Annotated in this window: 26 protein-coding genes; 13 read left to right on the forward strand and 13 right to left on the reverse strand. The window is 62.4% G+C overall.

The window, feature by feature from the left end:
- The first annotated feature begins 36 nt into the window (after positions 1-36).
- From IPL79_08160 to IPL79_08185, 6 genes are all read left to right on the forward strand, one after another.
- A complete protein-coding gene (locus tag IPL79_08160) occupies positions 37-1,569 on the forward strand; it encodes a mechanosensitive ion channel family protein (protein MBK9070958.1) in 1,533 nt (510 codons plus the stop codon).
- A 207-nt stretch (positions 1,570-1,776) separates the two neighbouring features.
- Positions 1,777-2,877: a YkgJ family cysteine cluster protein gene (locus IPL79_08165; GenBank protein MBK9070959.1), complete on the forward strand. Its 1,101-nt coding sequence runs from the start codon at positions 1,777-1,779 to the stop codon at positions 2,875-2,877.
- A 189-nt stretch (positions 2,878-3,066) separates the two neighbouring features.
- Entirely contained in the window at positions 3,067-4,029 is a 963-nt protein-coding gene (locus IPL79_08170; GenBank protein MBK9070960.1) for a hypothetical protein, read from the forward strand.
- A gap of 175 nt (positions 4,030-4,204) precedes the next feature.
- Positions 4,205-4,501: a hypothetical protein gene (locus IPL79_08175; protein ID MBK9070961.1), complete on the forward strand. Its 297-nt coding sequence runs from the start codon at positions 4,205-4,207 to the stop codon at positions 4,499-4,501.
- A gap of 363 nt (positions 4,502-4,864) precedes the next feature.
- Complete coding sequence (locus IPL79_08180; GenBank protein ID MBK9070962.1) at positions 4,865-5,488, forward strand: hypothetical protein; 624 nt, start codon at positions 4,865-4,867, stop codon at positions 5,486-5,488.
- A gap of 187 nt (positions 5,489-5,675) precedes the next feature.
- The gene (locus tag IPL79_08185) at positions 5,676-6,257 is read left to right on the forward strand and encodes a hypothetical protein (GenBank protein ID MBK9070963.1); all 582 of its coding nucleotides are present in this window, start codon (positions 5,676-5,678) and stop codon (positions 6,255-6,257) included.
- Positions 6,258-6,285: 28 nt separating this feature from the next.
- Here IPL79_08185 and IPL79_08190 read toward each other — a convergent pair whose 3' ends face one another.
- The 4 genes from IPL79_08190 to IPL79_08205 form a co-directional block, all read right to left on the reverse strand.
- Positions 6,286-7,422, reverse strand: coding sequence for a Fic family protein (locus IPL79_08190; protein ID MBK9070964.1), 1,137 nt, complete (start codon positions 7,420-7,422; stop codon positions 6,286-6,288).
- Between the two features lie 163 nt (positions 7,423-7,585).
- Entirely contained in the window at positions 7,586-8,842 is a 1,257-nt protein-coding gene (locus tag IPL79_08195; GenBank protein ID MBK9070965.1) for a flotillin family protein, read from the reverse strand.
- The gene (locus IPL79_08200) at positions 8,842-10,119 is read right to left on the reverse strand and encodes a flotillin family protein (protein ID MBK9070966.1); all 1,278 of its coding nucleotides are present in this window, start codon (positions 10,117-10,119) and stop codon (positions 8,842-8,844) included. The genes IPL79_08195 and IPL79_08200 overlap by 1 nt, the downstream gene beginning before the upstream one ends.
- Before the next feature lie 54 nt (positions 10,120-10,173).
- Positions 10,174-10,749, reverse strand: a complete 576-nt coding sequence (locus IPL79_08205; GenBank protein ID MBK9070967.1) for a hypothetical protein — start codon at positions 10,747-10,749, stop codon at positions 10,174-10,176.
- Between the two features lie 83 nt (positions 10,750-10,832).
- Between IPL79_08205 and IPL79_08210 the strand changes: the two genes are divergently transcribed.
- Both IPL79_08210 and IPL79_08215 read left to right on the forward strand, forming a co-directional pair.
- On the forward strand, positions 10,833-11,570 hold the full coding sequence (locus tag IPL79_08210) for a carboxypeptidase regulatory-like domain-containing protein (GenBank protein ID MBK9070968.1): 738 nt from the start codon (positions 10,833-10,835) through the stop codon (positions 11,568-11,570).
- 186 nt (positions 11,571-11,756) lie between these two features.
- Positions 11,757-12,158, forward strand: coding sequence for an aspartate 1-decarboxylase (locus tag IPL79_08215; GenBank protein MBK9070969.1), 402 nt, complete (start codon positions 11,757-11,759; stop codon positions 12,156-12,158).
- Here IPL79_08215 and IPL79_08220 read toward each other — a convergent pair.
- Positions 12,155-12,922 (reverse strand): zinc-binding dehydrogenase, encoded by a 768-nt coding sequence (locus IPL79_08220; protein ID MBK9070970.1) that lies wholly within the window; start codon positions 12,920-12,922, stop codon positions 12,155-12,157. The two genes, IPL79_08215 and IPL79_08220, sit on opposite strands and share 4 nt — an antisense overlap.
- A complete protein-coding gene (locus IPL79_08225; protein MBK9070971.1) occupies positions 12,811-13,170 on the reverse strand; it encodes an alcohol dehydrogenase catalytic domain-containing protein in 360 nt (119 codons plus the stop codon). Before IPL79_08225 ends, IPL79_08220 begins: the two co-directional genes overlap by 112 nt.
- A gap of 37 nt (positions 13,171-13,207) precedes the next feature.
- Here IPL79_08225 and IPL79_08230 point away from each other — a divergent pair, with 37 nt between their 5' ends.
- The gene (locus IPL79_08230) at positions 13,208-13,693 is read left to right on the forward strand and encodes a FixH family protein (protein MBK9070972.1); all 486 of its coding nucleotides are present in this window, start codon (positions 13,208-13,210) and stop codon (positions 13,691-13,693) included.
- A gap of 22 nt (positions 13,694-13,715) precedes the next feature.
- Here the strand turns inward: IPL79_08230 and IPL79_08235 are convergent, their stop codons facing one another.
- The 5 genes from IPL79_08235 to IPL79_08255 all read right to left on the reverse strand — a co-directional run bounded on the left by IPL79_08235 (position 13,716) and on the right by IPL79_08255 (position 19,249).
- Entirely contained in the window at positions 13,716-14,771 is a 1,056-nt protein-coding gene (locus IPL79_08235) for a sigma-54-dependent Fis family transcriptional regulator (protein MBK9070973.1), read from the reverse strand.
- Between the two features lie 19 nt (positions 14,772-14,790).
- Positions 14,791-15,873, reverse strand: a complete 1,083-nt coding sequence (gene dusB / locus IPL79_08240; protein MBK9070974.1) for a tRNA dihydrouridine synthase DusB — start codon at positions 15,871-15,873, stop codon at positions 14,791-14,793.
- A gap of 79 nt (positions 15,874-15,952) precedes the next feature.
- Positions 15,953-16,552, reverse strand: coding sequence for a molybdenum cofactor guanylyltransferase (locus IPL79_08245; protein ID MBK9070975.1), 600 nt, complete (start codon positions 16,550-16,552; stop codon positions 15,953-15,955).
- 5 nt (positions 16,553-16,557) lie between these two features.
- The gene (locus IPL79_08250) at positions 16,558-17,373 is read right to left on the reverse strand and encodes an inositol monophosphatase (GenBank protein ID MBK9070976.1); all 816 of its coding nucleotides are present in this window, start codon (positions 17,371-17,373) and stop codon (positions 16,558-16,560) included.
- Positions 17,374-17,392: 19 nt separating this feature from the next.
- Positions 17,393-19,249: a GNAT family N-acetyltransferase gene (locus tag IPL79_08255; GenBank protein ID MBK9070977.1), complete on the reverse strand. Its 1,857-nt coding sequence runs from the start codon at positions 19,247-19,249 to the stop codon at positions 17,393-17,395.
- 221 nt (positions 19,250-19,470) lie between these two features.
- Between IPL79_08255 and sucC the strand changes: the two genes are divergently transcribed.
- The 3 genes from sucC to IPL79_08270 all read left to right on the forward strand — a co-directional run bounded on the left by sucC (position 19,471) and on the right by IPL79_08270 (position 22,008).
- Positions 19,471-20,643, forward strand: coding sequence for an ADP-forming succinate--CoA ligase subunit beta (sucC, locus tag IPL79_08260; protein ID MBK9070978.1), 1,173 nt, complete (start codon positions 19,471-19,473; stop codon positions 20,641-20,643).
- Complete coding sequence (sucD, locus tag IPL79_08265; GenBank protein ID MBK9070979.1) at positions 20,640-21,527, forward strand: succinate--CoA ligase subunit alpha; 888 nt, start codon at positions 20,640-20,642, stop codon at positions 21,525-21,527. Before sucC ends, sucD begins: the two co-directional genes overlap by 4 nt.
- Positions 21,528-21,687: 160 nt before the next feature.
- Entirely contained in the window at positions 21,688-22,008 is a 321-nt protein-coding gene (locus IPL79_08270; protein MBK9070980.1) for an HNH endonuclease, read from the forward strand.
- A gap of 63 nt (positions 22,009-22,071) precedes the next feature.
- Here the strand turns inward: IPL79_08270 and IPL79_08275 are convergent, their stop codons facing one another.
- Positions 22,072-23,676 (reverse strand): serine/threonine protein kinase, encoded by a 1,605-nt coding sequence (locus IPL79_08275; protein ID MBK9070981.1) that lies wholly within the window; start codon positions 23,674-23,676, stop codon positions 22,072-22,074.
- A gap of 27 nt (positions 23,677-23,703) precedes the next feature.
- Between IPL79_08275 and IPL79_08280 the strand changes: the two genes are divergently transcribed.
- Positions 23,704-24,513, forward strand: coding sequence for a hypothetical protein (locus tag IPL79_08280; protein ID MBK9070982.1), 810 nt, complete (start codon positions 23,704-23,706; stop codon positions 24,511-24,513).
- 625 nt (positions 24,514-25,138) lie between these two features.
- Here IPL79_08280 and IPL79_08285 read toward each other — a convergent pair.
- A complete protein-coding gene (locus tag IPL79_08285) occupies positions 25,139-26,086 on the reverse strand; it encodes a malate dehydrogenase (protein ID MBK9070983.1) in 948 nt (315 codons plus the stop codon).
- Between the last annotated feature and the right edge of the window lie 21 nt (positions 26,087-26,107).

Here is a 26,107-nt window from a genome sequence, read left to right on the forward strand (position 1 = left end):
AGCACTACTGGGTCGATACTCGCCACGGGAGTCCCTATGCCGTGGTTTGATGCGTTTATTCATGCGGCCGTTGCGTTGCACACGTATGAGCTCTTGGCGTTTTTCGCCGCAACGATGGTGATCGGGCGCCTCTCGCCAGCAAGCAACAAGGAAACCGTGCGCCTGCTAGCGGGTATTACGCTGGTGCATGTCGCCGCGGTGGCGCTCGCGATCTGGCAAGGCAGCCATGCCCCCGAGCGCACGCTTGGCTTCGTCGCGCTGGCGCTATCATCCAGCGGCATCGCGATCGCGATCATCGCGTCGGTTTTTCGCTTGCTGCTGCCGCGCTTTGGCATTTACCCACCGCGCATCTTGGTCGACATCATCATGGCCGTCGCGATCGCGGTCATGTTGGTCTATACCAGCAAGCGCGCCGGGTTTTCGGTCACCGGCCTCATCACCACCAGCGCGGTGATAACCGCGGTGATCGGCTTTGCCCTGCAAGACACCCTCGGCAACATCATGGGCGGGCTGGCGCTGCAGATGGACGCCTCGGTGGCCGTGGGCGATTGGATTTCCATGGGGCCAGGCCAGCCGCAGGGCCGCGTGGTCGAAATCCGATGGCGCTATGTCGCGATCGAGACGCGCGCGTGGGAGACCATCATCATCCCCAACTCGATGTTGATGAAGAGCCAGGTCACCGTGCTCGGCAAACGCGTCGGGCAACCGGTGAAGCTGCGGCGTCAGATCGACTTCCAAGTAGATTTTCGCACCCCGCCCGGCACGGTGATCGATGCGGTGAGCCGCGCGCTGCTAGTGGACCCTGTACCAAACATGGCGACCGAGCCGGCGCCCCATGTCTTGCTGATCGCGATTCGCGATAGCTTTGCCCAGTATTGCGTGCGCTATTGGATCACGGACCTCGCGAGCGACGACCCACCCGATAGCGACGTGCGCGTGCGCGTGCTTTATGCCCTCGCTCGAGCCGAGATCGCCCCGGCGATTCCCGCGCAAGCGCTGTCGCTCAGCCAGGACACCGACGAGCGCGTGGCTGCGCGGCAGGCAGCGGGCTATGCCGAGCGGCTCGCGGTGCTGCAGCGCACCGAGATCTTTTCCAAGCTCGAGGCCCCCATCCTTGAGCAGCTTGCGCGTGACCTGCGACCCGCGGCGTTTGTTCGCGGCGAGGCGATCGCGCGCGAAGGCGAAATCGACGATGGCCTATTTATGATCGTCTCGGGGCGCGCGGTGGTGCGCATCGGCGCCAAGGGCAAGGCACGCGACGTGGCGACGCTGGTGCCTGGGCAGTTTTTTGGCGAGATGTCGCTGATGACCGGCGAGCCGCGTTCGGCCTCGGTAATTGCGCTGGAAAATCTCGACTGCTACCGGCTGCGGCGCGAGAGCTTCGAGCGGATCATTCGCGATCACCCCAGCATCGCGGAGCTGATCGCCGAGCTGTTTGCCGACCGCAAGGTGGCGCTCGATGCCGCGCGCGATGGCCTCGTGGGCGAACAAAAAGCGCGCCGCGCCTCCACCAAGAGCGATTTTCTTGGCCGCATTCGCGATTTCTTTGCTATCCACGACGAGCCGTAGGCCGGGCCCTCCCCGCGCGTTGCGGAGAACTCACCAGTAACGCATAATTTAAGATCCAAAATGGCGGAGAACAGAACGCAGTGGGTGGAGGAGATTGGGGTGCACGCCTGCAGCGATGCCGAGGCGCAGCCGTCTGGCTGTAACGAGGCTCGCGAAGCCGTACACCGCAAGATCCCCACGCAATGCGTTTCTGTATAGGCAACCAGCGTGCGCACGATTACCCAACGTTACCGCGACCCACTAAGCGAGATTTGGCTGCGCGCGTCCGCAGCGCTCGGCCTGACCGTGGTGCGCACGTCGGACGCCTATGCCGCCACCGATGGCGCCGGCACGCTACGTTTAGCGATCGACGCCGAGCTCGACGCCGACGACAGCCTGGGGCAGATGATCTTTCACGAAATCTGTCACTGGTTGGTGCAGGGCGATGACGCCCACCGCCGCGCCGACTGGGGCCTGAATAACGAAAGCGAAACCGATTTCTGGCGCGAGCACGCCTGCCTGCGCCTGCAAGCGGTGCTAACCCGCCGCTTTGGCCTCGCCGCGCTGTTTGCGCCGACCACGGATTTTCGCGAGACGTTTTGGAAGGGCCTGCCGGCTGATGTCTTGGCTGATCGGCAAGATATGTCGGTGCGCCTGGCCATTGAAGGCTTGGCGCGCGCCGACAAGGCGCCGTTTGCGGTGCCGCTGATGGCGGCGCTACGCGCGACGCAGGCCTTGGCGACGGCGGTCAACAGCGTGGGCGTCGCCAACGACCCGGACTCGATGTGGAGCGGCGTGACGCCGGCCGAGGAGATTGCCGCGCATCCCGCGTTTGTCGACGGTCCAACCACGGTCACGCTTCATCCTAACCACGCATCGCCGGCGCTGCGCTGCGGTGGCTGCGCGTGGCGCTACGAGGGCGGCCCCGGCCGCAAGGCGACGCGCTGTCGCCAAGCTGATGGCAACAAGATCGACGACGCGTGGGCGGCCTGCGAACGCTTCGAAGCCGCCCTGCCCTGCCAACAATGCGGCGCCTGTTGTCGCGCGGCGTACGGCGCCGTCTATGTCGGCAAGCGCGATCCATTCGTGCGCAAGCACCCGAGCCTCATCGTCAAGAGCGAGCTTGCGTGGGAAATTAAGCGCGACGGCGACCATTGCGCCGCGCTGCAGGGCGGCAATCTCGATCAGGCTGCCGCTCAGGCCGGCCTCCGTCGCGAAACCGACGTTGCCTGCATCGTCTACGACGATCGCCCCGCCACCTGCCGCGCCTTTACCGCCGGCTCCGACCACTGCCTCACCGCCCGCCGCCGCCTCGGCTTTTCGCTGTAGGATCGGGGTCACTCCCTACCCGAAATTCAACGGTAATTTCAAGCGGTTAACTGCGCTACTGCGTGATCACGTTTAAGCCAACGTGACTACGCAGCACCGGATCTACCATCTGGAAATTAAATGCTAATCGGGGGGCGAGAGTGACCCTAGTGTTGTTCGGCGGTCTTGGACTACCATTTTCATCCCGGCATGAAACAGTTCGAAGTATCTACAATTTACTCTAACCGAATATCGGTTGACCCGCTTTTTCTTAAGGAAGGGATCCAGTACGCAATAAATCACGACCTCGACTGGATCTATATTTGCCCGCTCAATTCGTATTCCGAATACGGCTTCGATAGCCCCAAGGGCCTCGACACCTTCCGCTTAAACACCGAAGAATTGCGGGGCTGCGCAGCAATAAAAGAGCTTCAAATTTCAGAACACGTCAAAATTGAGACGGACAAAATAGAAGATATATACACAATTCCAAATCTAAGGCGATTTTCGTTTCAAGACAAAAGCTTTAAAATGGACTTCTCGAAAATGACGCAGTTAGAAGCGCTGCATTTCAAATATAACGACAACGTAAAGAACATAGGCGCGCTCAACAACCTAGAAGACCTTCTTGTGCATTCTTTCAGCCATCCAAACTGTGACCGGCTCTCCGAACTCAATGCCTTGAAAAGGCTACGACTGACGGGAGGGGCTTTCACTTCCTTAACCGGGGTTGCAAGCTTGAAAAAACTTAAGCGCGTCGATGTGACACATGGCTCAAAACTGATAGATGCATCCGCTTTGTCGGAGTTACCAAGGCTCAGCCAATTGCACCTTGAGAAATGCAAAGCGCTTTCCGATTTGTCGTTTCTAACCAACAACGAATGCATCCGCGAACTTTTTGTCGACGTCCTAGATTCGCTAGAATTCGCGCCGACGATGCGACAACTCAAATCGATCAATTTCCGGGACTGCAAAGATGGGAACATGCACCCGCTGCTGGCGGCCAAGAGCTTGGAACAAATAAATTTCCATCCCAACAAAAAACACTACACCCACAGCATCGAAGAAATTACCAAGGCAACCGGCACTCGCAGGGGAGAAACAGTTAGGCCATCGTGCCGTCTTAACGCGCGCGTTTGCACAGGCGATCTTCCAGATGATCTGCTCTTATAGACTTTCGAAATATTGGGATGCGGCACTGACCGAGTCCTCACCTCAAACCAGAACGTGGACAAGCTTCTCGGATGTTGGAACGCTAACCAACCTTGAGGAGTATTCGATTGTCGAAGACATGTTCATAACGGCTATAGTCTCCATATGCCGCGCGCTGGGAGCTGCCTCGCTAACGGTGCGAGAGCTCGAAATTGTCCAAGGTGCCGCGTGCACCTTCCATGAGGGACAAGTCGTTGATTTAGAACATGCGGGTGAAATCGCCAGGCAAATCCTGAGAGAGCTTGCGTGGGCCAAGCTGACGTCAGACCAATGCGAAGTGCATTTCGGATACGACTATTACGTATACATCGTGTCGTATGGCAAACAATTGGACGCCGCGCTGCAACTGGGCAAGGGCCTTCGTTTAGAGCCGTTCATCTCCCCGTATTTCAGCATTAACAACCAGTACGTGGACATTACAATCAGAGAGTAGCGAGGTGCCTCCTGCATACTCACGGAGGTCGGGGGTCACTCCCCACCCGAAATTCAACGGTAGTTTCAAGCGGTTAACTGCGCTACTGCGTGATCACGTTTAAGCCAACGTGACTACGCAGCACCGGATCTAACATCTGGCAATCAAAGGCTAATCGGGAGGCGAGAGTGACCCTGGTGTAAGTGTACGACGACGTTTTTTGCGCGACCATTAGTTCGAAGGTTGGAATATGTAACGCTCCCGCCATACAACCCATTCGCGACGTCACACTTGTGTCGCCGTCTACATGGTCGAGCGAGCCATTGCCGACAATTGCCAGTTTGGCCCCATACTTCCGGCGGCCGTCGCACGTATGATTTCTGCATGAACGCCAAACTCCGCTGGACCAGCCCTAGCATGGTGACCATGAGCCTAGCGATGGTCACCTGGCTTATCTCGCCGCCCGCGGCCGCAGCCGACGCACGGCCTATGCCTGCCGTTGGTGCCCGCGCCGAGTTTGGCCTCGGTGGGCCGGGCGGATTTTTTTCGGCGCGTGCGCTAGTGCCTTTAACAAACAATCGAGTGCTGGTCGTGGAACCGGGACTCGGTTATGCCAGCACAGGACCAGGGCTTGGCGTGTTACTTTCTGCGCGCACCCTGACCCTGGGCTGCCAAAGCATCCGCGACAACAACTGCTTCGTGTTGCGCTTCTATGCCGGCGGCAGCGTCAATCACCAATTTGGCCACCCGCCGACCGGTTCGGTTACGCCACCGAACGGGACCTATTGGTGGCTCGACACAGGGCTCAGGTTTCGCAAGCCCTTCGCCGAGGACCTCCGCTTGGCAATTGTGGTTGGGCTCAATATTGCTTGGTTGGCCGCAAGCCCCGACCTTAGCGAACTAGGCGCAAACGACGACGAATTCACGGGCCCGTTGTCCATCTTCATCCCAGGCTCCTACATTCTCGAAGGCATAGTCCCCGGCATGTTTTTCGGGGTTGAGTATTAGAGCTTGCATCGAGGCCGCGCCGATGACTATGTTGGCGTTTAGGGTCTACCGCGCCAAAATCAAAAAAATGCTTTCGACGCTGAAACCCGCGGTGCGTCAAGGGCCCTGTCGGACGCGGCGTTGGCCAATGACCCGAGCCCGCTAAAAAAACATCTACACATGGCTGCGTCGTGATAGAGGTTGCGGCGTGCGCACCTCCGATTTGGCATGCTTTTTATGTCTGACTATTGTTGTAGCCTGCGGCAGTGACGCCGGTGAAAACGACCCCATCTTGCCCGGCCCTCCGGTGCCAGGTGATGAGCCCCCAACTGATGGCCCAATTGGCGATGGCACCCCTGCAAACGCACTCGCTTCGACGCTGACGGCGACCTGCGCAACCTTGCAAGGTCGCGCGGTCGTCAACGAAAATGGCAACTTCGGCGTAGCCTTTACTGAAAGTGATAGCCCATTTTCGCTCATCGGCAGCATTCAATGGGAGCTGCCCAGTGGGCATTTAGGCTCGGTGCCAAACCCAGAGAACTGGAATGGCAGCGGCAGCCGACAAATTATTGCGGCGACAAGTCCAACCTACGAGCTATTTGGCAACCACTGCTGGTTTGGCGGCTCACCGCCCGCAAATACCGGCAGCGTCACCATGCACGCGTATAACCCGCAAACCGGCGTCGTCCGCGCGACCTTCGTCAACTATGTCTTGCATAGCTGCGTTGACGCCGGCACCTGCACAATCAATGGCAGCATCGAAACCAACGGCGAAGGCGTATTCGAATAGCCCATCGCGTATTGCCGTTGCCGCGGGCTCATGGCGTGCGCCTGCCCGTACGCGCGGCAAACGCATCGAGGGCGGCGAGCACGTCGGGCGCGCGCCACACTTGGTTGCGTTTAGCATCACTTGATTCAATGAGGACGCCACCATCGAGTAGCGGTTTGACATAGCGGTGCACGTTGCCCACGGCGAGTTCGAGTTCATCTGCAACAAGGCGGGCGTTGACGACGGGGCGGCGCAGGAGCAGGTCAGCTACGCGCCACGCCGACGAATCGCGGCGCGCGTGCACCGTTTGCTGCCACTGCGCGCGCAGCCTTCGCAGTTCGGTGACGAGCGAGCGTCCATTGTCGACGGCGCGGAACGCGGCATGCGCGAACAGCCTGACGATCGCGCCCGGATCGCCTGCGCGATACTTGGTCAGGGCATCAAAGTAGGCCTGAGTATTAGCCAGCAAGCCCGCCGAAACCGGCACCGTAACGCTGCGGGTAAGTCGCCCGTGTCGCAGCATCGCCTGCACCAAGGCTCGGCCAGTGCGCCCGTTGCCATCGGTGAAGGGATGAATCGTTTCAAACTGTGCATGCGCCAGCGCCGCGTGTGCAAGCACCGGCAGATCGTCGCGCCTAATAAACGCCACCAAGTCATCGATCGCCGAGGCGACGCGGGCGTGCTGTGGGGGGACAAACGTCGCTAGATGTGGCCCTGCGTGCCCACCACCGATCCATACCTGTTCGGTGCGCCACCGCCCGGCGCTGACTGGATCGGACGCGTGCATCAAGGCGTGATGCATCGCCAAAATCGAGGAGGCACGAATATCGTCTGCCAGCGCCAACGCCGCCGTCATCGTGCGGGTATTCGCTACAATTTCCGCCGCGTGCTTGCGGCCAGACGTACCTAGCTCTGCCTCGGCAATGGCTCGCGCCGAAGCGGTTAGATTTTCGATGCGCGAACTCGCCGCAGATTCGCTGCGTAGCAAGATAGACGAGAACGGCGCGAGTTCGCCACCCATCTGTTCATCGAACCGTGCAACCTCAGCCGATGCCGTTTCGACCAGGGTCACGAGTTCACTGGGCAATAGCGGCCGAACCTTCGCAATCAGCGGCACAATCGCGGCCCTGTATGGGCCGTCATGCCTTAGCTGCTCGCGGCGAGATAGCGCCGAAGATTCACGCATTTGCCAACGCACAACCTCGAAGGCGAGGCTCGGCCAGCGAGCATGCGGCACTTTCTTTGGTTTCTTATCTGAAGGCACCGCTATACAATAACCTCAGTTATTATAATAAGTGAAGTTATGGCCCTTGGCAAGCTTCACTTGCGGCACCCGGCGAGCCAGCAGCTCACGTGGGCTTAGTGCGATTGGTCGCCATTGCCACCAGATCGACGCCGGTGGTTTGCTTGAGCTGCTCGGCAAACGTTGCGGCGTTGACGGCCGCGTTGCCGCCACCGCCACCCTGCGACAGGTTGCGGTCGATGAGCGAGAGCTTGTTGACCTCGATCTTGCCGACGGTGCTCATCAGCGCGCGCACGAGTGGCGTTAGCTTTTGCGCCACAAAGATTTGCCGCGCGTTTTCGCCGTTCTTTACCCACGTCGCGCCGAGGCTGCGAATGGCGTCCGCGCTAGCGCGGCCTTCTTCTTTCAGCGTTGCCGCGGCGCCATGGGCCTCAGCGATCTTGCGTGCGCGCCGCGCCTCGGCCGGACGCACCTCGTCGGCGATAAGCTGGTAGCGAACTTGCTCGAGGCGCGCCCGTTGCACCTCGACCTCGGCGATCGACTTGGCGACCAGCGCTTGCACCGCGCCCCGCGCCTCGGCGATGAGCGCCTCTTTGCCGGTTTGGGCGTCGAGGATGAGACCCGCGGCATAGGCTCGCCACTGCAAGATTTCGGCGTCGACCTTGGCCAGCTCTTGCGTGCGCAAGTTCTCGGCGGCGCGCTCGGCCGAAAGCGCTTTATTGTCGGCCTCGGAGATGCGCGAGCGTTTGATTAGTTCGGCGGTTTGGCGGCGCCCCAGCGACTCGAGATAGCCCTTGTCGTCTGAAACCGATTGCACCTTGAGCGTGTCGAGCTCGAGTCCTAAGCGACCGAGATCGGTATCGGCCTCGTGCAGCAACGCCTGGGCAAATTTTTCACGATCGGTGTTTACTTCTTCAGGCGTCAGCATGGCGAGCACGCCGCGCAGATTGCCCTCGAGCGTCTCGCGCGCGACGTTCATGATGTCTTCGCGTTTGCGCCCCAAGAAGCGCTCGATCGCGTTGGCGAGCTGGGTGGTCTGACTAGAAATCTTGACGTTGGCGACGCCCTGCACGTTGAGCGGAATGCCGCCCTTGGAGTACGCACCCGAGACGCGCAGGTCGATCACCATGTTGGTAAGGTTCATGCGATCGACGACCTCGAACAGCGGAATGCGCACCCCGCGCCCGCCCTGCACCAGGCGATAGCCCACCACGCGGCCATCCGACGACGAGATGCGGCGATGCGTCCCCGAGAAGATCAGCACCTCGTTGGGTGGGCAGATGAACAGCATCCGCGTCACGATGACGAAGGCGGCGATCACCGCGAAGGCGATGAGGGCGAGAATTACGACCGTTGTTGTCATCATGACAGCCCTCCTGGCGCGCGGCGTCCCGCAATGAGCGCGGGGATATCCACGCCAATGGTGCTCGAAACTTCACGCAACAGCGCGGCCACCGCGGCTGGATACGCCGAGGCATAAGCCGCCAACATCTTGCCGTCGCCGCTGTCCATGAGATTGACCTCATCAACCGAAATGCGTTGCGCGGCCTGCGTGACCTCGGCAAAGAGCGTGTCGAGATTTTGCAGCACGAACATTTCCATCGCCTTGCCGCCGCTCTCGCGCCACGCCTGCGACACCAGCTCAAGCGAGGCGGCCATGGCCTCGCCGTTGGCGGCAATCGGCGCGGCGTCGCCGGCGGCATTGATCTCTTGCACGATGCGCGCCGTCTCCGCCGGAATTGTCACGTCGGCCTCGAGGCGCAAGGTTTCGAGCTGGCCGCGGATTTTTTGCAGCTCCAGCTCGGCCTCGGCGCGCGCTTGCTCACCGGCGGCCTTGGCCTTTTCGATTTCCGACTGCGCGGTGCCATTGAGCTCGGCTTGAATCTGCCGCAGCTCGTTTTTCTTTTGCGCGATGGCCGCCTCGGCGTTGGTATGGGCGACCTTGCCGCGCGCCGTTGCCGCAGCCTCTGCCTCCGCGGCCGCGCGCATGGCATCGCTCTCGGCGACCTCGGCGACGCGCAAGACCTCGGCGATGCGTTGGCGGCCGATGCTTTCGAGGTAGTTGCGCTCGTCGGCGACGTGTTGGATCTTCAGGGTATCAAGCGCCAGCCCCAGCTTTTGCAAATCCGGCTCGGCTTGCAGCTCGAGCTGGCGCGAAAACTTGAGGCGATCTTCGTTGACCTCTTCCGGGGTCATCGACGCGATCACGCCGCGCAGATGGCCTTCCATGGTTTCTTTGGCGACGCGACCGATTTCGCGGGTGGGCACGCCCAGGAAGCGCTCGATGGCGTTGCCGACAATCCTGGGATTGGTCGAGACCTTGACGTTGGCAACCGCGTGTACCGTGAGCGGAATGCCGCCTTCAGAATAAGCCCCTTGCACCTGCATCGGCACCGAAATCAGCGAGACGTCCATGCGGTCGACTTTTTCGACGATGGGGATGCGAAAGCCGCGGCCACCGGCGACGACGCGAAAGCCGACGTCGCGGCCGTCGGGCAGCCGATGCCTCCGCCCCGAGAAGATCAAAATCTCATTGGGCCGACAAATCGACAGAAAGCTGCGAAAGATCCAACTTAGGATCACGATCGCGCCAACGGCCAGCACCACCGCCCCGATCAACGTTTCAAACATGGTTCCCATTTGATTCACGACGACTCCCTCACTTGTTGCCTCTCCCCGTTACTGATTACGCGCCTAGCTAACCGACATCGGCGATACCGTGGCTGTGCCGTTAGCGACGGAAATGACCAAGACCTGCGCGCCTTCGGCCAAGGCGACATCGTCGTCGGTGAGCGCGAGCACGTCAAACACGCGCCCCTTGGACTCGATGCGCACCTTGCCCGTGGCACCCTTGCCAAAGGCAACAATGACGGTGGCCGAAGCGCCTTCGAGGTCCGTATCGGAAACTTGGCTGGTCGATTCGCGCACGCCGAGCACATAGCTGACCCACGACGCCATCACCCCTACCACCCACGCGACGACGACCGCGAGCAGCAAGGTCACCACGGTGCCGGTGTTGCCGAGCCAGGTGAGAATCGCGCCGGTGAGCCCAAAAAACGCGAGGGCAAAGGTCCAAAAGCGCAGCGACGTGATCGGCAGCCATGAAAACGATGAATCCGGCAGCACCGAGGCGTGGCTGGCATGCGCGTCGTCGCCACCATCCGCGTCGTGCCCGAGATCGTCACCAGCGCCGCCTTCGCCGCCCGTGGCGAGGGTAAATGCGATGAAGGTCCCCGCAAACCCCGCGCACACCAAGTACAGATACAACATGGCGGGCAGTGTGGCGGCGATGCCGAGGGTGGCGCAAGTGCCGCGCCGCAGTAATTGGGCGCCGCCGGTGCTACAGCCGCGGCATGGCTCATCTGCGTTTGCTGCTGGCACTGCCGTCGTTGATCTCGCTGCTCGCGTGCGCCGTTGGCAACGGCTGTGCCGCGCGCCAACACGCGCGAGGGCCGACCACCGGCGGCATATTCGGCTTGGTGCGCGACAAGTCGAGCGGGGAAGCCTTGCCCGTGGCGCGCGTGGAGCTGGCCCCTCTGGCGCTGGGTGCGGCCCCTGCCCTTTCGCTTGACGGCCGCGGCTCGTTTGAGCGCGGCGAGTTGACGCCCGGGACGTACACCCTCTCCGCGACTTATGCCGCGCAGCGGATAACGGTGTCGGGGATCGCCGTCGAGCGAGGTCGCATGACGCCCGTCGATGTCGCATTTGATCTCGGCTTTGATGGCGACATTGCAATGACGTATGACGAGCTAACCAAGCAACCGCTTGCCCGATATCGCCTCGGCGACGGCCGCGGCACCACCGGCAAGCTCGAAATCGTCGTCGAGAGCGCGGGCGAGGCGCAGCGGCTGGCGCAAGTAACCGTCTTCTTGTCGGCGGCGCAACTCAGCGAGCCCATCTTGCTGCAAACCGACGCGCAGGGCCGCGCCCTCTCGCCGCCCCTGCAGTCGGGCATCTACGAACTAAGCGCCTACTACACTGAGGTACGGCGCGGCTCCCTAGAGCAACGCAAGGGCGGGATCGCGGTCAGCCCAGGGGAAGTCACCGTGGTGCCGTTTCGCATCGAGGTGCCGGGCACCACCAAACGCTAGCGCTGGGCTCCTGGCCCCTGGCAACCGAGGTGGCCACCGCGGTCGGGAGGCCATCCGGCGGCGGGGCAAAGTCACCCCTAGGCGCTTGAGATCGCCAGCCAACTTGGATATTGACGGCGCGCAGAATTGGCTACACGCTATTTGTACAAAGGCCTAGACCGCTCCGCGGCTGGGACTGGAGGAAAAATGTCGCACCGCTTACACATGTTTAAGGCAAAAATCCATCGCGCCACCGTCACCCATGCCGACCTCGAATACGAGGGGAGCGTTACCATCAGCGGTGAGCTCCTCGATGCGGCCGGCATTCTAGAGCACGAGCAGGTTCACATCTGGAACGTCACGCGCGGCACGCGGTTGCAAACCTATGCCCTGCGCGGCGACGAGAACAGCGGCGTCATTTGCATCAATGGCGCCGCCGCCCACCATGCGGCGCCAGGCGACAAGGTCATCATTGCAACGTTCGCCGAGGTCGAGGCCGAGGCTGCGCAGGCGTGGCAGCCGACCTGCGTCTTTGTCGACGCGAAGAATCGCATGAAGGCAATTGGCGAAGAAGTCGCCGGTCCCAAGCGTCGCCTCAACGCAGTCTAACTCTGTTGCCACATTGTTAGCACGGTCTTGCCAACGGTAAGATTGCGCTCCATCTCGGCCTGCGCGGCGGCCAGCTCGTCGATGGGCCGGACGACCAGAGGCGGCAGGGCGATGGCCCCCGACGCGAAGAGCGGCATCACCTCGCGCGCAAACGCGGCAGCCGTCGCCGCACGCTCCGCGGACCCTCGCGAGCGCAAGGTTGAACCAATGAGCGAAAGCTTTTTCATAAGCAAAGGCACAAGTGAAATCTCTTTGCGCGAGCCGCCGAGAAAGCCGATGAGCAACCACCGCCCGCCAGGGGCGAGCACGCTGACGTTGTCGTCGAAATACGCCGCGCCGACGCAATCGAGCACGACCGCAACGCCACCAGGCGCCGCCGCCATCACCTCGGCGGCAAAGCTCGCCTTGTCTTGCGCGACGATCACCGTGGCCGTTGGGGCATAGCGGCGCACCACCTCCGCCTTGGCCGCCGAGCGCGTCGTCGCAATGGCGTGGCCGCCAAAGGCCTGCACGATGGCTACCGCGGCCATGCCGACGCCGCTGGCGGCGGCGTGAATGAGCACGGCGTCGCCGCGCGCCATGCGACCTTGCACGATGATGGCGTCCCATGCCGTCACGAAGGCCTCCGGGATAGATGCGGCCTCAGCCGCGCTCATGCCAACCGGCACCGCGACGAGTTCGTCCTGCGCGATGACGACATGCTCGGCCATCGCGCCGCCACCCGTGATCGCCAGCACGCGATCGCCGACCGCCCAGCGCGACAAATGTCCTCCCCTGCGGGGCCAAGCGCATCGATGACGCCAGCGAATTCGAGCCCGGGTATGTCGGGCGGATACCCCGCCGGCGCCGGATACTGGCCTTTGCGCTGCAACAGATCCGCGCGGTTAAGCCCCACCGCCTGCACGCGCACGCGCGCCATGCCTGCGCCCAACCTCTCCGGTTGCGGCGTCGGTCGCTCGCCCACCGCGATGACGCTCTCGTCGCCCTTGCCGCGATACTCAATAACTTTCATTGCGGCCCGACTATAGTGGAATACACTTTAGGCACTTATGAGGCACACCTACAATTTTCACGCGTGGGCCATGACGGGCTTGGTCGCAACCGCAGCCACCAGCCTCGCGCTCGCAGCCTGCGGCAGCGACGAGCACGGCCACTCGAATACGGTTGATTGCGATCTCGAGACGCGCGACGACGTGTATGAGCCCGGCCTGAGCAAGACGGGCGAAGCGGGGTTAACGTTTACCATCGTAGAGGCGACGCCCTCCCCACCTGCTCGCAACGACAACACGTGGACCGTGGAGCTAGCGCAGGACGGCACGCCGGTCACTGCAGATGACTTCGACGTCACGCCCTTTATGCCCGACCACGGCCATGGCACGCCAACGATCACCGAGGTGACGCCAGGTGCAGCGACAGGCGACTACACGCTTGAGCCGGTGAACATGTTCATGCCCGGGCTGTGGGAAATCACGCTAAGCGCCAGCGTCGGCGACGTCACCGACAGCGTCGTCTTTCGCTTTTGCATTCCGAGCTGAAGCTCTGCGCCTGGGCGTGCCACTACTGGCCCGAGCCCGTGGCTTTAACGATATCAAGCGCGGCCTCGACGCGGGCGCGCTTGCCGGCACGCTTGGTGCGCATGCCAAATACGGCCAGACGGCGGCGCAGCGTGTTGCGATTGACGCCTAAGATCTCCGCCGCCTTCACCTGATTGCCGGCGGTTTGCTCCATCACCAGGTCAAAAAGCGGTCGCTCGACGCGCTCAAGGATTTTCTCGTAGAGGTCCGTCACGGGATAGCCATCCATGCGGCGCATAAAGCCCGACAACTTGGCCTTGACCATGTCTTCAAACGACATGTCCTCAAGCGGCACGCGCTCGGCAATGGCCGGCAGCACCGTTTCGATGTCGCCGGCCTCTACCCTGGCGCCGGAAACCCGCGCCGCGAGGCGACGCACGATATTTTTAAGCTCGCCGACGTTGCCAGGCCACGGATACGACATCAGGCGTTGGTGCGCCCGCGTTGCGACCTTCATCGAGCCGCGGCCTATTTCCGACGCGTAGTGATTCAGCCAGCGCTCGACGAGCTGGGGAATGTCTTCGGTGCGCTGTCGCAAAGGCGGCAATTCGATGAGCTGGCGGCTGAGCGAGTCGTAGAGGTCGCGGCCAAGCATCTTGCCATTGACCGCCACTTCGAGGTCGGCATCGGCAGACGCTACCAGCCGGACGTCGGGGCGCCCATCGCCCGCCGCGCGCCGCAACACCCGCTTGACCGTGCGCTGTGCCGCCGCCGACAAATCGCTGATGTCTTTAATGAGCAAGGTGCCGCCCGCGGCGGTGGCAAAGGCGGCCTCGGCGGCGATGTCTTCTGGCGTCACCGCGGCGCCGTCTTCTGACTCCGCGACAAAGGTTGGGCGCACCGCGAGAAAGCGCCGCGTCTTGCGCGCGCTGGTGTCGTGCAGCACCCGCGCCACGAGTTCGCGGCCCGTGCCGTGTTCGCCGCAAATTAAGACTGGCTCGTCGCCCGCGCCAAACGCTTCGATGGCCGCGACCACGGCCTTCATCGGCGCGCTATCGGCTACCAAAAAATGTCGGGCGTCTTTCTTATTGCGTTGCACGTCGCATCCCCCTTTTTGTCTACGCGCTCGCCATGGCGAAGGCGCTGTCGTCCCCTGCGGCATCCATCACCGCGTTGATTTCCAAGCGATCTGCCTCTGGCGCTAGCCCGAGGCGCGATCGCCGCTCAAGAAGTTGTGAAAAATAGTCGCGCGACATGGGGAGCAGCAGGGCTAGGTCCTTGGTGTCCCATACGGCGACGCGAAAGGCATTACAGCCATAGAGGCCGCGGGCGTACCACGCACAGGCCTTGCGCACTTCGTGCAGCGCGCGCGGCCCAGCCTTGAGCTCCGCGATAAGCCCAACGTGGCGCTCCAGCGCCTCCAGGCGTTCTTCCAGCGTCGGCGGGCCCGGGTCGGCATGGCCTGCCGCCAGCGCCTTGAGCCGGCGGAAAAACCAAGGGTTACCCATGGCGCCGCGGCCAATCATGACCGCGTCGGCGCCGGTGTTTTCCTTGATGCGAAGGTACCCCTCGATGTCGACGACGTCGCCATTGGCCACCACCGGGATATGCGCGGGCAAGGCATCGCGCACCTTGGCGATGATGGCGTGGTCGCTGCGCCCGCCAAACCCCTGCGACCGGGTGCGCCCATGCACCGTAATCATCTGCGCGCCGGCCTCGACCAAGGCGCAAGCGAATTCTGGCGCGTTGAGGTGGGTCGCGTCCCAGCCTGCGCGGTGTTTAACCGTGACCGGCACATGGGCCGGCACCGCGGCAACGACCGCGCGCACCAGCGCCTGCGCAACCTCGGGCTCGCGCATCAGCGCCGAACCGCACTCGCCGGCGACGACGCGCTTGGCCGGGCACCCCATGTTGATATCGACGAGCGAGGCGCCAATGCCGACCGCGACTTGCGCCGCCGCGAACATCGCTGCTTCCTCGCGTCCAAAAATTTGCACACCAAATGGGCGACCGCCCAAGCTGGCAGTTAGTTTTTTCGTGGTCTTGTTGTCGCCGAGCTGCAACGCCTTGGCGCTTAAAAACTCCGTGATGGTAAGGCCGACACCGAACTCTTCACACACGGTGCGAAATGGCAGGTCGGTTACCGAGGCCATCGGTGCCAAAAGCACCGCGGGATCGATAGTCAGAGGGCCGACGCGCATGGGGGATCGGAATCTACCGATTTCTCTGCGAGAGGAAAGTGAGAACTTGCCGATCCGCGCGCCTTAAGGGCGAATTTTTTTACGTGCTCCGGATGCGCGCGACATCGTGAGCCGAGTTTAGATTTGTCAGGCAACGGAAATGTTCATCAACGCTTGCTAAGTCGTTTTCGGTTAGCACGCAAACGTTCCCCATTGACTTTTCAAGGACGTCGCTCATGCGCCGCGATCCGCGCGCTAGCAGGTCGCTTACGTGCGGCAAAAGGGCGCGGCCATACACCGCCAAAAGTGGCTCTAAGCGGCCATTTACGCTAAATGCCGCGCCATCGTGGCCCGCGCGATACGCGGCGAGCAACCGCCGCAGCACGGGCGTGGTGATGAATGGCATGTCGCCGCCCACGAGCACCACGGCCGTCGCCGAGGATTGCGAAAATGCCGCCGCGAGGCCGGCGAGCGGGCCAAGGCCAGGCGCGGCGTCGTGGACGATGCGGACGTGAGATGGCACCGAATCCAGGCGCGCGCGACCGGCGGCTCCGGTAGCCACCACGACCTCGTCAACCACGGGTGCCAGCGCGGCAAGCAGCCGCTGGCAGATCGAGCTGCCCTCGATCTGGAGCGCGAGCTTGTCGATGCCGCCAAATCGCGTCGCGTCGCCGCCGCCGAGGATGCAGCCGATGACCATATGGCTTAGCCTCGGCGCGTCGCGGCGAGCGCCGCCAACAGCTCGTCGTGGAGGTGGCCATTGCTCGCCACCACGTCGCCAGACAGTAGCCAGTTGGCGCCACCGTCGTGTTCGCTTAGGCGCCCGCCCGCCTCGGCGAGCACGATGCTTGCCGCCGCGACGTCCCACGGGTGCAAATCGAGCTCCCAAAAGCCGTCAAACCAGCCGGCCGCAACATAACAAACGTCGAGCGACGCCGCGCCGAGCCTCCGGCAGGCGTGCGACGCGCGATGCATCGCCTCCCACTGGCGGAAGTTGTTGGTGGCCGGGTCGCGAAGATCGTAGGGAAAGCCCGAGGCAAGCAGCGATGTCCCTAGCTGCGGCGTGCGGCTCACCTGTAGCCGACGCGGCGCCTCGCTAGCGGCGCCGCCCTTGCTCACAACCAAGAAGGCACCAAGGCCCTGCGCGGCGTAAAACTCCTGCCCTAGGGCCGGGGCCAGCACGACCCCTGCCACCGGCTGACCTTCCCTGACAAGGCCGATAGAAACCGCCCAGATAGGCACGCCATGCGCAAAATTTACGGTGCCGTCGATCGGGTCCACCGACCAATAGAGGTCGGCCAGTTCGCCACCGCCCTCCTCGCCCACCACTGCGACATCGGGGGTTCGCACCGCCAGCTCGGCGCGGATGAGCTGTTCGGCAAGCACGTCAAATTCGGTAACCAGATCTGACAACGTGGTCTTAGTGGCGATCGCAATCGGCGGCGTCGAGCCAATGCCCTCCGCGGCCACCCGCGCGGCGGCGCGGGCATGCGCGAGCAAGCTGGGAAGCGACTGGTCCATAGGCTAGCGACGATCCACGCTAGAGGTCCAGCCGCATCGCCACCGAGGCGTCGCTCTTGGCGCGAAAGGTCGCGCTCTGCGCCACGACGTTGGCGACGGTCGAACGGTCGACGACGCGAAATCCAACCTTGGAAGCAAAAAAATCGCTGGCGTGCTCGGTCATGAGATAGATGCGGCGCACGCCGCGAAAGCGGGCGTGGCTCACCGCGGTATCCGCTAACATCCAACCATAGCCGTTGCCTCGCCAGGTCTGGCTCACCACCAGCGCGCGCAGGACGGCCTCCTCGCCGTAGACGTCTAACGCCACCGACGCGACGATGCCGCTCTCATTGCGCAGCACGAAAAACGAGCTGGCATCTTCATCACGCGCATAGGTGGTCCACATGTCGACCGCGGCGAGCAGGCCTCGCACCGCGACCATATCGCCCGCGCGGGCCGGCAACACCGCATCGCCCAAGGCGTCGAGCAGCTTGTCGAAAAACCCGCCAAACCCACCCGACGAGCACGCGACGACGACGTCGCCCGGGCCGGCGCTATCGGCGATATGCTGCACCAAGGCGTCGATTTGCGGCAGGTACGACGCCTTGACGCCGCGCGCATACAGGCCGTGCGCCAGCACCTCGGGATCAAAGCGCTCGGCCTCGGGAATTTTGCTGGTGTCAAACGGTTGCCAAATAACGACTTCATCGGCCAGGGCAAAGGCATCTACCATGTCGTCTTGAAAAATATTTCGCCGCGAGGTCGCGGAGCGCGGCTCGTACGCGGCGATCAAGCGGCGCGCGCCAAAGCGTTGGCGCATGGCGCGCAAGGTCTCGCGCACCGCGGTTGGGTGATGCGCGTAGTCGTCAAACACGTGCACGCCGCTGGCAATGCCGCGCAACTCCTGGCGACGGCGCACGCCGGCAAACGTCGCCAAGCCGCGCTTGACCTCGGCCACGGTGAGGCCTCGATTGAGGCACACCGCGATCGCCGCGACGCAGTTGGCGATATTGTGGTTGCCCGTGAGCAGGGTCTCGAACCGCTCCTGTTTTTCGCCGAGGCGATACAAATCAAACGCGACGCGGCTCGACTTGAGCTGCTCAAGATTGGTGGCGAGCCAGGTCACGCCAATAGGCCGGCTCGCGCTCGCATCGGGGCCTACGGCATCGACGACCGCGTAGCTTTCGATCTTGCAGTCGGCGTCGCGCGCGACTTCCAAGGCGGTCTCGCTGTCGTGGGCCACCAGCAGCGTGCCGTCCTCGGGGATCAGGTGGACGAAGCGCGTAAAGGCGGCCTTGACCGCCTCGAGCGAGGCGAAGATGTCGACGTGATCGAGCTCGATCGACGTCACGATCGCGGTCTGCGGGTGATAGTGGAAAAAACTTTGAGCCCTTATCAAAAAGGCGGTGTCGTATTCGTCGCCCTCGACGACGAACTCCTTGCCGCTGCCCAGGCGCCAGCCCTGGCCCTGCAAGATTGGCACCCCGCCGACAAAGCAACCCGGGTCGCGCCCGGCCTCGGTCAAGATGTGCGCAATCACCGATGTCGTCGTGGTTTTGCCGTGCGTGCCGGCCACCACAATGGCATGGCGTGCCGCGAGGAATTCACCACCGAGCACCTCGGGAAAGGAGGTCAAGCGGATGCCGAGGCGCTCGGCCTCGACCACCTCGACGTGCGTCTTGCCATGCGCATTGCCTACGACGACCGCATCGGGTTGCCATGCGAGATTGGCGGCCGCGTAGCCTTCGAACACCGGAATGCCAAGCGCGGCGAGCTGCTCGCTCATGGGCGGATATACCGCCGTGTCGGAACCCCGAACTTCGTGCCCCGCGGCCTTGGCCAGGCCGGCGACCGCGCCCATGCCGGTCCCGCCGATGCCTATAAAATGAAGCTTCACGGCGAACTGACCTTAGTCGTTGGGCTGTACCGCGTAAAGACCTAGGGCCTGCTATCGAGCAGGCGCGCATGTGCCAAGATATGCGCCGATGTGCGCGCTGCGCGGCGTGATCTGCAACCTGCGATGCGCGACGCGTGCGACCTCGCGTGGAGGTGCGCCGCGCCTTGCAAACCCGCGAGGCAGGCGCTATCAATGCGCCGCTTTACCGCAAAGGACCGTCCATGAAAATCCATGAGTATCAAGGCAAAGAGCTATTTCGCAAGTATGGCGTGCCCGTGCCCTACGGCATCGCCGCCATGAACGTAGAAGAAGCGCTCGCCGCGATCCCCAAGGTGCAGGCGGAGGCCAAGACCGATGTGGTCGTGGTCAAGGCGCAGATCCATGCTGGTGGTCGCGGCAAGGGCGGCGGCGTAAAAGTCGCCAAGACGCGCGCCGATGCTGAGGCCGCGGTGAAGGCGATCTTCGGCATGCAGCTGGTTACGCCGCAAACCGGCCCCGAGGGCAAGAAGGTGCAGCGCCTGCTGATCGAGCAAGGGTTGCCAATTGAGCACGAATACTATTTGTCGATGTTGCTCGATCGCTCGATCGGCCGCGTCATTGTGATGGCGTCGCGCGAAGGCGGCATGGACATCGAAGAGGTCGCGGAAAAGCACCCCGAGAAAATCTTCAAGCTAGCGGTGCATCCGGGCGTTGGCTGGCAAGACCACCAGTCGCGCGACCTCGCGGCCAAGCTCGGCATGAAGGGCGCCGCGGCCAAAGAGCTCGGCAAATTCATGCAAGCGCTGACCAAGTGCTACATGGAGATGGACTGCTCGCTGCTGGAGATCAACCCGCTCATCACCACCACCGATGGCCGCGTGCTGGCGCTCGACGCCAAGATCAACTTCGACGACAACGCGATGTATCGCCACGCCGACATTGAGGCCTGGCGCGACCCATCCGAAGAAGACCCCGCGGAGCTCGAAGCCAAGAAGTGGGATTTGTCGTTCATCAAGCTCGACGGCACCATCGGCTGCATGGTCAATGGCGCGGGCCTGGCGATGGGCACCATGGATATCTGCCAATTCTATGGCGGCTCGCCGGCGAACTTCTTGGACGTCGGCGGTGGCGCCACGGCCGAGAAGGTCGCGGCCGCGTTCAAGATCATTACCGCCGACAAAAACGTCAAGGCGATCTTCGTCAACATCTTTGGCGGCATCATGAAATGCGACACCATCGCCGAGGGCGTGATTGCCGCGGTGAAGGAAGTCGGCCTCAAGGTCCCGCTGGTCGTGCGCCTCGAAGGCACCAATGTCGAAATCGGCAAGAAAATGCTCGCGGAGTCGGGTCTCAACATTATCGCCGCGGCTGACATGGCCGATGGCGCGAAAAAAGCAGTGGAGTTGGCCAAATGAGTGTTCTAGTTGGAAATCACACGCGCCTCGTGGTGCAAGGCATGTCTGGCTCGGCCGGTGCGTTTCACGCCAAGCAAATGGTCGAGTACGGCACCAAGGTGGTCGCGGGCGTCACGCCTGGCAAAGGCGGCGCCAAGGTCGCGGGCTTAGAAACCGTGCCGATGTTTGATAGCTGTCGCGAAGCGGTCGAAAAAGCCGGCGCCAACACGACGGTCATTTATGTGCCACCACCAGCGGCTGCCGATGCAATCTTGGAAGCGGCCGCGGCCGGCATCAAGCTCATCATTACGATTACCGAGGGCATTCCCGCGCACGACATGCTCAAGGTCAAGACCGTGCTCGCGTCGGACTACCCCGATGTCATTACCGTCGGGCCCAACTGCCCTGGCGTGATTACGCCTGGCGAATGCAAGATTGGCATCATGCCCGGCTACATTCACAAGCCTGGCAGCGTCGGCGTGGTGTCGCGCTCAGGCACCCTGACGTACGAAGTGGTGCATCAGCTCTCCGCGCTCGGCCTCGGGCAATCGACCGCGATCGGCATCGGCGGCGATCCGGTCAAGGGCCTCGATTTCCTCGAGTGCATCAAGCTCTTTAACGAAGACCCCAAGACGACGTCGATCTTTATGATCGGCGAAATTGGCGGCTCGTCGGAAGAAGAGGCCGCGGACTTCATCAAGCACAACGTGAAAAAGCCGGTCGCGGGCTTCATCGCCGGCCAAACTGCCCCTCCGGGCAAACGCATGGGCCACGCCGGTGCAATTATCTCCGGCGGCAAGGGCACGGCGGCCGCGAAAATCGACGCCATGAAATCTGCCGGCATTGCCGTCGCGTCGACGCCTGCTGAGATGGGCGTCACCTTGGCCAAGCTGCTGAAGCACTAGTTGCAAGCCCGCGCGTTGGGCGCACCGAATCCTCCTTGAGTCGCGCTGACGGCAGGTGGGCGCACGTGTCTTCCTGCTCGCAGATAGCGACCCTCTGGGGCGCCGCGAGACGGCTGTGGTATCCACATCCCTCGGTGCCACCAACACTGCCCTGCAATTTATGCTCGCGGAAGAAACGTGCGCCCACCTGCCGGTACGCGAACGCGCACTGCGCGATCAGAAGATCGCCGAGGCCAGGCAAAAATGCAAATCGGTCGCCTGCGAAGTGTGCGGGTTCGACTTTGCGAAAATCTACGGCATCGACTACGCGGAGGTTCACCATCTAAAGCCGCTGGCCTCAACCGCAAGGCAGGTTCGGACGAAGCTGAGTGATCTCGCCATCCTCTGCGCCAACTGCCACCGCGTCGTGCATCTCGGCCGCAACAAGGTGCTATCGATTGCGGAGATCAAGAAGCGTATACAGTCTGCATCAATGGCTTGACCGCGGCAAATTGGGGCCGACCTCCACAGGAGGCAACCATAACCTGAAAGCAGACATTCCGGATTACGGCTCGATGCCGTGACGTGTGCAAAATGCAATTGCTGACCGCTTCTGGCGCAGTTTTTTGATTTGACGCAGATGGCGATGGAATGATTCGAGATCGGATTTCACGCAGGCGTCCATCGCGAGCACGGCATGGGCGCCGCTCATATCGCCGCTGCCCATCAGTTCGCGATTGGCCGCCTTGACCGCTGCGGGCAGGTCGCCAGCCTTGGCCAACGCCAGCGCGCTGCCGCCGGACGATGTGGAATCACCGGGCTCGGGCGACGCTTGAGGCGTCGCGTTGGGTGATGGCGGTGGCCCCGGCTGGGTCACTTTTGGCGGCCCTGCAACCGGTGGGGCGGCGGGCCTGGGCTGCGGCGTGGAGGCATCAAGCACGAGGGGCAACGTTGCATCGACGACAGGAGCTCCATCGACGGCCACCGCGATGGCCGCATCAGGTGCCGGCGCGCTGCTCGCATCAACCGATGGTTGCGCCGGAAGAACTAGCGCCGTCGAACCCGGCTCGCCTTTTTTGCTTAGCAGCAAAAATCCCCCCACCCCCGCCGCGAAAAACACGCCAAGCGCGAAGAGCAGAGGGCCGCGTCGCGAGGCGCGCGTGCGCACGGTGCTTGGCTCTGCTGCCAGCGTCGACACCGCAACTTCGCGGCGCACTGGTGGGACTGTCGCCCCGGCTGCCATCGTCATCGCCATGGAATCAACCGGCCCCAGCGATGCCGCGGGCGAGCCGCTAGCCGTCAGCACCGCAGCGCCGGCAAAGGCCTCGAGAAAGGCCGCCACGCTCGGCGTGCGCTGATTGCGATCTTTCGTGAGCGCGCCTGCGATTGCCAGCTCAATTCGGCCGGCACAGCTTGGCACCAGCTCGGAGAGTGACGTCGGCTCGACAAATACTACTTTGTACATCACCTCGGGAATCGACCGGCCTTCAAAGGCTGGCCGCCCCGCGAGCATTTCGTAGGCGATGGCGCCAAGCGCAAAGACGTCGGTGCGCTCGTCGACGAGGTCGTGCTCGCCGTTGGCTTGCTCAGGCGACATGTACTGCGGGGTGCCCAGCACGGCGGCGTCTTGCGTCTTAACGGTCTGCGAGCCGCGAATTTTGGAAATGCCAAAATCGAGCACCTTGCACAGCACCTGCCCGGTCGCGTCGTCGGCCTCGGGGGCGACGAGGAAGATATTGTCGGGCTTGAGATCGCGATGGACGATGTTGTGTTGATGCGCCGCACGCAGGGCCGACCCCACCTGCTTTAGAATGATGGTGGTCGTTGCGACGTCAAGCGGGCCTCGCGCCAGCAAATGCGCAAGGGTTTCGCCTTGCAAATATTCAAGCACGAGATACGGCGTGCCATCCGGCATTTCATTGACGTCATCGACCCGCACGATGTTGGGGTGCCCAATACGCGACGCGATTTCGGCCTCGCGGCGAAAGCGCGCCAAGGTCTCCGCGTTGACCGCCGTGGCATGCAAAAATTTGATCGCAACGTACTTGTTGGGCAACCGGATGTGGCTGGCGCGATACACCGCGCCCATGCCGCCTTGACCGAGCAACGCCTCGAGCTTGTAGGTGCCACCAATGGTGGCGCCGAGCGCCGTCGCTGAGGTGGTGACCATGGCGTGCATGGTATACAATTAGGCACCATGAAAAAACCTCCCCGTGCCTTTTGGCCCGTGCTGCTGTGTTTTTTGGCAGCCTCTTCTGCGGCACCACAAGCCACCCTAGCCGATCCTGCGCCGACGCCCGTCGATGTCAGCAGCGTCAAGAAAAACTTTCGATGGCTGACGCACCCGATGCTGGGAATTATCGTCGTGCCCAACAACATCGACGATGACCTCATGTTTTACAGCCTCGACGGCACGACCTTTTATCAACAACGCATGTTCAATCGGCATGCATCTGGCGAGACCAGCTGGTCCATTGGATTTTGGTCGCCACGCGCGGCGATTGGGCTAGCCGATGGTGGTCGCATTACGCGCGAGAAAGAAAGCGGCAAGATTACGCTGCGCTGTGGCAAGGCGACCGAGGAATGGACGCTGATGGCCGCCGCAGACAGCGACAAGCTCTTGGCGTCGGCAAAGTTCGTGTCGCGTTTCTGGACGCGGCAAGCGCATTTTTTGGCGCGCGATGACAAGGGTGTCTATGTATACATCGACCGGCTGCGCGAGGAACATGGCGGCAAGGGCTATCGCATCTTCCGCGGCCCCAAGGGCGGGATGAAGGCGCTCAAGATGACCAATGTCGTCTCCGACTCCGAGGGCGAGATTTACTCCACCAAAGGCGGCGACTTGCGCCTAATCAGCGGCGCCACCGAGGCCTCATGGATCGCGCGCAAGAAGGCCACCAAGCTCGTCATCGTGCCGGTGGAGGAAAATGCCGCCATGATTTACAGCGAGCTCGGCGTTTATCCTGGCAATCTCGGTACGCCGTGTGATGCGGTTGCCTCACGTTAGCGCGTCTCCCTCAAATGACTGATGCTCATACGCTAGCTCCCTGCAGGCGTATGCACCGCTCGGAGCCTTCAATCGGCAACGGGCCGCGACCATTGGCTATACCAACGAGTGACGGTTTTGCCTTTGGCCGGAGCGACCGCTGGGGCAATTTCGCGCGAGGTCGGAGCGCCAACGGGCCGCGACCATTGGCTATACCAACGAGTAACGGTTTTGCCTTTGGCCGACGCGCCCGGTGCTTTTGGCTTCTTCACGGAGCCACGCCGGACCACTGATTGCGTCTTCGGGGATTTATCGGGCTGAATCTGAGGCGCCCCGGTGGCGGCGCGTTTGCCTGACCCGGCGTGCGCAATTAGACAGGTGGTCGCGACAAGAGCGTGGACGAGCCATTTTGATGCAAATGTAGACATGAAGGGATCATTATTCAAAATTGATGCCAGCAGCGTGCCTGCTGCAACGGGCCTAAAAGGCGCACTTGACTCCGTGGCGATTCGCCAGCTGGGGCCATTAAGCCTCACGTGCGATGCGATGCTTGGCTAATGAGGATGCTACGATGGCGAACGAAGCGATTTTTGCTGTTGCGCTTGGCTTCCGAAAGAGCTCCGCAGCGCAGGCCATTTGGGGCAGGCTAAACCAAAAAGCCCTTGGCGATGCCCATGAGCTCGACGTTGGCGGCGACGGATTTGCCGAAGGCGTCTTTTTCGCCGGCGGACAATTCGAATTCATAGATCGCCTCGGCGCCCTTGGCCGAGAGCTTCACTGGTACGCCGACGAACGCGTCGCTGACGCCAAATTCGCCCTTGAGCTCGACCGAGCATGGCAGCACGCGGCCTTGGTTGCGCACGATGGCTTCCACCATGAGGCAGGTGCCGGCGCCAGGCGCAAGCCACGCCGAGGTGCCGATGAGCGCGGTGAGGGTCGCCCCGCCCTTCTTGGTGTTCTCGACCACTTCGTTTAGTTTTTCGGCCGACAAGAATTTGCCGACCGGCACGTTGCCGATCATCGCGGTGGAGATGATGGGCACCATGTCTTTGTCGGTGTGAGCGCCAAGCACGATGGCCTGCACGTCTTCGACGCTGACGCCGGCGGCCATGGCGAGATAGGTGCGAAAGCGGGCGCTGTCGAGCACGCCGGCCGAGCCGATCACGCGCTCGCGTGGAAAGCCGGTCACTTGCTTGGCGACGTAGACCATGGCGTCGAGCGGATTTGACACGACGATCAAAATCGCGTTGGGCGCGTGGGTTTTAATGTTCTTGCAGATGTCGCGCACGATGCCGGCGTTGATGCCAATTAGCTCTTCGCGCGATTGGCCGGGCTTGCGCGGCACGCCGGCGGTCATCACGACGACGTCGGCGTCTTTCATGGCTTCGGGCTTGTCGGTGGCGACAAAGCCGGCGCTGTTAAAGCCTTCCCACGCGCCACATTGGGTGAGATCGAGCGCGCGGCCTTCGGCGGCGGTCGCCTTAAGGTCGATGAGCACCAGCTCGCCGAGCTCTTTTTGCACGGCCCATTGGGCGACGGCCGCGCCGACGTTGCCGCCGGCACCAATGATTGCGATTTTTGGGCGTTTGATCATGTGTAATTTCCTTTATTGACG

This window comes from Myxococcales bacterium (genome assembly GCA_016716835.1).
In the GTDB taxonomy this organism is placed as follows: Bacteria; Myxococcota_A; Polyangia; order Haliangiales; family Haliangiaceae; genus JADJUW01.

What these genes read in the sequence shown, in the direction of transcription:
- IPL79_08285 (MBK9070983.1), bottom strand. Translation starts at nt 26,086, where the DNA reads ATGATCAAACGCCCAAAAATCGCAATCATTGGTGCCGGCGGCAACGTC.
- IPL79_08215 (MBK9070969.1), top strand. Translation starts at nt 11,757, where the DNA reads ATGTCGCACCGCTTACACATGTTTAAGGCAAAAATCCATCGCGCCACC.
- sucC (MBK9070978.1), top strand. Translation starts at nt 19,471, where the DNA reads ATGAAAATCCATGAGTATCAAGGCAAAGAGCTATTTCGCAAGTATGGC.
- IPL79_08160 (MBK9070958.1), top strand. Translation starts at nt 37, where the DNA reads ATGCCGTGGTTTGATGCGTTTATTCATGCGGCCGTTGCGTTGCACACG.
- sucD (MBK9070979.1), top strand. Translation starts at nt 20,640, where the DNA reads ATGAGTGTTCTAGTTGGAAATCACACGCGCCTCGTGGTGCAAGGCATG.
- IPL79_08205 (MBK9070967.1), bottom strand. Translation starts at nt 10,749, where the DNA reads ATGTTGTATCTGTACTTGGTGTGCGCGGGGTTTGCGGGGACCTTCATC.
- IPL79_08200 (MBK9070966.1), bottom strand. Translation starts at nt 10,119, where the DNA reads ATGGGAACCATGTTTGAAACGTTGATCGGGGCGGTGGTGCTGGCCGTT.
- IPL79_08180 (MBK9070962.1), top strand. Translation starts at nt 4,865, where the DNA reads ATGAACGCCAAACTCCGCTGGACCAGCCCTAGCATGGTGACCATGAGC.
- dusB (MBK9070974.1), bottom strand. Translation starts at nt 15,873, where the DNA reads ATGCGCGTCGGCCCTCTGACTATCGATCCCGCGGTGCTTTTGGCACCG.
- IPL79_08195 (MBK9070965.1), bottom strand. Translation starts at nt 8,842, where the DNA reads ATGACAACAACGGTCGTAATTCTCGCCCTCATCGCCTTCGCGGTGATC.
- IPL79_08225 (MBK9070971.1), bottom strand. Translation starts at nt 13,170, where the DNA reads ATGAAAGTTATTGAGTATCGCGGCAAGGGCGACGAGAGCGTCATCGCG.
- IPL79_08280 (MBK9070982.1), top strand. Translation starts at nt 23,704, where the DNA reads ATGAAAAAACCTCCCCGTGCCTTTTGGCCCGTGCTGCTGTGTTTTTTG.
- IPL79_08170 (MBK9070960.1), top strand. Translation starts at nt 3,067, where the DNA reads ATGAAACAGTTCGAAGTATCTACAATTTACTCTAACCGAATATCGGTT.
- IPL79_08245 (MBK9070975.1), bottom strand. Translation starts at nt 16,552, where the DNA reads ATGGTCATCGGCTGCATCCTCGGCGGCGGCGACGCGACGCGATTTGGC.
- IPL79_08230 (MBK9070972.1), top strand. Translation starts at nt 13,208, where the DNA reads ATGAGGCACACCTACAATTTTCACGCGTGGGCCATGACGGGCTTGGTC.
- IPL79_08210 (MBK9070968.1), top strand. Translation starts at nt 10,833, where the DNA reads ATGGCTCATCTGCGTTTGCTGCTGGCACTGCCGTCGTTGATCTCGCTG.
- IPL79_08270 (MBK9070980.1), top strand. Translation starts at nt 21,688, where the DNA reads ATGCTCGCGGAAGAAACGTGCGCCCACCTGCCGGTACGCGAACGCGCA.
- IPL79_08190 (MBK9070964.1), bottom strand. Translation starts at nt 7,422, where the DNA reads ATGCGTGAATCTTCGGCGCTATCTCGCCGCGAGCAGCTAAGGCATGAC.
- IPL79_08250 (MBK9070976.1), bottom strand. Translation starts at nt 17,373, where the DNA reads ATGGACCAGTCGCTTCCCAGCTTGCTCGCGCATGCCCGCGCCGCCGCG.
- IPL79_08275 (MBK9070981.1), bottom strand. Translation starts at nt 23,676, where the DNA reads ATGGTCACCACCTCAGCGACGGCGCTCGGCGCCACCATTGGTGGCACC.